The organism is uncultured Chryseobacterium sp., from assembly GCF_913776365.1.
GTDB lineage: Bacteria > Bacteroidota > Bacteroidia > Flavobacteriales > Weeksellaceae > Chryseobacterium.
In genome coordinates this window covers 1-2,874 of record NZ_CAJYMO010000044.1, presented here as the reverse complement: position 1 = coordinate 2,874, position 2,874 = coordinate 1, and the positions used below count along the sequence as shown (strand labels likewise).

Here is a 2,874-nt window from a genome sequence, read left to right as displayed (position 1 = left end):
TCCACTTTGATGTTTTCGGAAATGTAGGTTCTGATGGCAGCCAATTCATCGTCATTCCATTCGTTGACTTTCTTGTCTTCGCTGATACCGGCAGCTTTAAGGATTTCTGAAGAAGTACTTCTTCCGATTCCGTAGATGTAAGTTAAACCGATAACACCTCTTTTGTTTTTTGGTAAATCAATACCGGAAATTCTCGCCATAATTTAATTTTAGCCTTGTCTTTGTTTAAATTTTGGGTTTTTCTTGTTGATTACAAACAGTACACCTTTTCTGCGTACGATTTTGCAATCAGCACTTCTCTTTTTAATTGATGCTCTTACTTTCATTTGAAAATATTTATATTTTTATATGGCCAAATGGAATCTGATGATTTCATTTGAAAATATTTATTTTTTTAATATGGCCAAACGGAATCCGGGGATTTCATTTGAAAATATTTATATTTTTAAATAGCCAAATGGAACAGGAATTCCATCTGGCATTTGTTTAGTATCTGAATGTAATCCTCCCTTTCGTAAGATCGTAGGGAGACATTTCCAATTTTACCTTATCACCAGGTAAAAGTTTAATATAATGCATTCTCATTTTACCGGAAATATGGGCGATCAGAATGTGCCCGTTTTCCAGTTCTACACGGAACTGGGCGTTCGAAAGTGCTTCCGTGATAACGCCGTCTTGTTCGATATGTTTTTGTTTTGCCATAAATTAATATCCAGTCGTTCTTGATAATTTAGACTGCATTAAGCCATCATAATGATGGTTCAGCAGATAAGTATTAATCTGTTGAACAGTATCTAAAATAACGCCCACCATAATCAATAATGACGTTCCCCCGAAAAATAAGGCGAACGCATCTGTCTGAACAAAGCTTCCATGCACTATTGCCGGAAGGACTGCAAAGATAGATAAAAAAATTGCACCTGGCAAGGTAATTTTAGATAAAATATCATCTAAATAATCAGCGGTCTCTTTTCCGGGTCTTACCTTCGGTACCAGTCCTCCGTTTCTCTTGAGATCATCGGCCATCTGGTTTACCGGAATGGTAATTGCGGTATAGAAGAACGAGAAGATAATAATGAGCAATGCAAACAGTACGTTGTACTGCCAGCTGAAAACATTCTTGAAACCTGCAAGAAAAGTATTGGACTCGTCTACTTTGGTTAAAAGTCCCGGTACGAACATGAGTGCCTGGGCAAAGATGATCGGCATTACACCGGCAGCATTTACTTTAAGCGGAATCCATTGTCTTGCTCCCTGCATAAGATTTCTGTTGACACCTCCTCTTGCCTGAGCTCTGCTTACATACTGGATCGGGATTTTCCTCACTGCTACGGATAAGACCACAGCAAGAAGGACTACCAGCATCCAGAAAATTACTTCAATCAGGATCATGATTGATCCCATCCCTCCTTTTCCGTTCTGCACAGCCATTTCCTGAACGAATGCTTCCGGCAGTCTTGAAAGGATCCCCACCATAATCAGGATAGAGATACCGTTCCCGATGCCTTTGTCGGTGATTTTTTCACCCAACCACATTGCGAACACTGAACCGGCAACCAAAATAACAATACTTGGCAGCCAGAACATGATGGAATTCGGCTCTACATAATATGCAGACTGGAACTGAGCATACGGTAAGAATAATTGAGTAATAGACGTTAAATAAGAAGGTGCCTGTACCAAACAAACACCGATTGTTAACCATCTAGTAATCTGGTTCAATGTATTTCTACCTGACTCTCCATCTTTCTGAAGTTTCTGAAGATAAGGAATAGCCATCCCCATCAGCTGAACGATAATAGAAGCAGAAATATAAGGCATGATCCCTAACGCCATCACGGAAGCATGGCTGAAAGCCCCTCCCGTAAATGACGAAAGCAAGCCAAGGAGACCTGCTCCCTGCTTGTTTCCGCCTTGATTTTTATAATGCTCTAAGAGATCCCCTACTTCTGCAAGGTTAATTGCAGGCAGCGAGATATAAGATGCGAATCTATACACAAGAATAATCCCTAAAGTGAAGAGAATTTTATCTCTGAGTTCTTTAAGACTCCAAATATTTTTGAGGGTTTGTATAAATTCTTTCATTAGTTTTTATTATAAGGTAATTGCTTGACCACCTGCTTTGGCAATAAGCTCTTCAGCAGATTTAGTGAACTTGTCCGCTGAGATCGAAACCGCAGATTTCAATTCTCCTCTCCCCATAATCTTCACTAATTCGTTTTTGGTGATTAACCCGTTCTCAATCATTACTTCTCTTGTAATATCTCCAGTAATGGATTTATTTTCAATTAAAGTCTGGATGGTATCAAGATTAATTCCTCTGAACTCTTTTCTGTTTACGTTTTTGAATCCGAATTTAGGTAACCTTCTCTGTAAAGGCATCTGACCTCCTTCAAAACCGATCTTCTGAGAGTATCCGGCTCTTGCTTTCTGTCCTTTATGTCCTTTTGTTGAAGTACCTCCTTTTCCGGTTCCCTGTCCTCTACCGATTCTTTTTGAATTAAAAGTAGATCCTGCAGCCGGCTTTATGTTGTTTAAATTCATTTTAAAATTATTTTAAAAATTATTTCTGAACTTCCAGTAAGTGGCTAACTGCAGCTATCATTCCTAAGATAGAAGGAGTAGCTTCGTGCTCTACAACTTGGTGAAGTTTCTTAAATCCTAATGCTTCAAGCGTTCTCTTTTGGGTTTTTGTTCTACCAATAGCGCTTCTTACTTGCTTTACTTTGATTGTTGCCATTGTTTTGTTTATTAACCGTTAAACACTTTAGTTAGAGAAACTCCTCTCATTCTAGCGATTTCTTCAGGTCTTCTGATATCCAGTAACGCTTTGAAAGTAGCTTTCACCACGTTGTGAGGGTTAGAAGATCCTTT

The 2,874-nt window shown here is 38.8% G+C and carries 6 protein-coding genes and 1 pseudogene; all 7 read right to left on the bottom strand.

Annotated elements, in window-relative coordinates; translation table 11 throughout:
* A partial coding sequence (gene rpsM, locus QZ735_RS02590) for a 30S ribosomal protein S13 (RefSeq protein WP_294243870.1) occupies positions 1 to 200 on the bottom strand: 200 nt, incomplete at its 3' end.
* Between the two features lie 9 nt (positions 201 to 209).
* Positions 210 to 326 (bottom strand): 50S ribosomal protein L36, encoded by a 117-nt coding sequence (gene rpmJ, locus QZ735_RS02585; RefSeq protein WP_007839480.1) that lies wholly within the window; start codon positions 324 to 326, stop codon positions 210 to 212.
* Positions 327 to 486: 160 nt separating this feature from the next.
* Positions 487 to 702, bottom strand: a complete 216-nt coding sequence (infA, locus tag QZ735_RS02580) for a translation initiation factor IF-1 (RefSeq protein ID WP_034684855.1) — start codon at positions 700 to 702, stop codon at positions 487 to 489.
* Positions 703 to 705: 3 nt separating this feature from the next.
* The gene (gene secY, locus QZ735_RS02575; RefSeq protein WP_294243867.1) at positions 706 to 2,085 is read right to left on the bottom strand and encodes a preprotein translocase subunit SecY; all 1,380 of its coding nucleotides are present in this window, start codon (positions 2,083 to 2,085) and stop codon (positions 706 to 708) included.
* Between the two features lie 9 nt (positions 2,086 to 2,094).
* Positions 2,095 to 2,544 (bottom strand): 50S ribosomal protein L15, encoded by a 450-nt coding sequence (rplO, locus tag QZ735_RS02570; RefSeq protein ID WP_294243864.1) that lies wholly within the window; start codon positions 2,542 to 2,544, stop codon positions 2,095 to 2,097.
* 19 nt (positions 2,545 to 2,563) lie between these two features.
* A complete protein-coding gene (gene rpmD, locus QZ735_RS02565; RefSeq protein WP_007839493.1) occupies positions 2,564 to 2,740 on the bottom strand; it encodes a 50S ribosomal protein L30 in 177 nt (58 codons plus the stop codon).
* A gap of 11 nt (positions 2,741 to 2,751) precedes the next feature.
* Positions 2,752 to 2,874 (bottom strand): annotated as a pseudogene (locus tag QZ735_RS02560) (30S ribosomal protein S5); the annotation flags it as partial.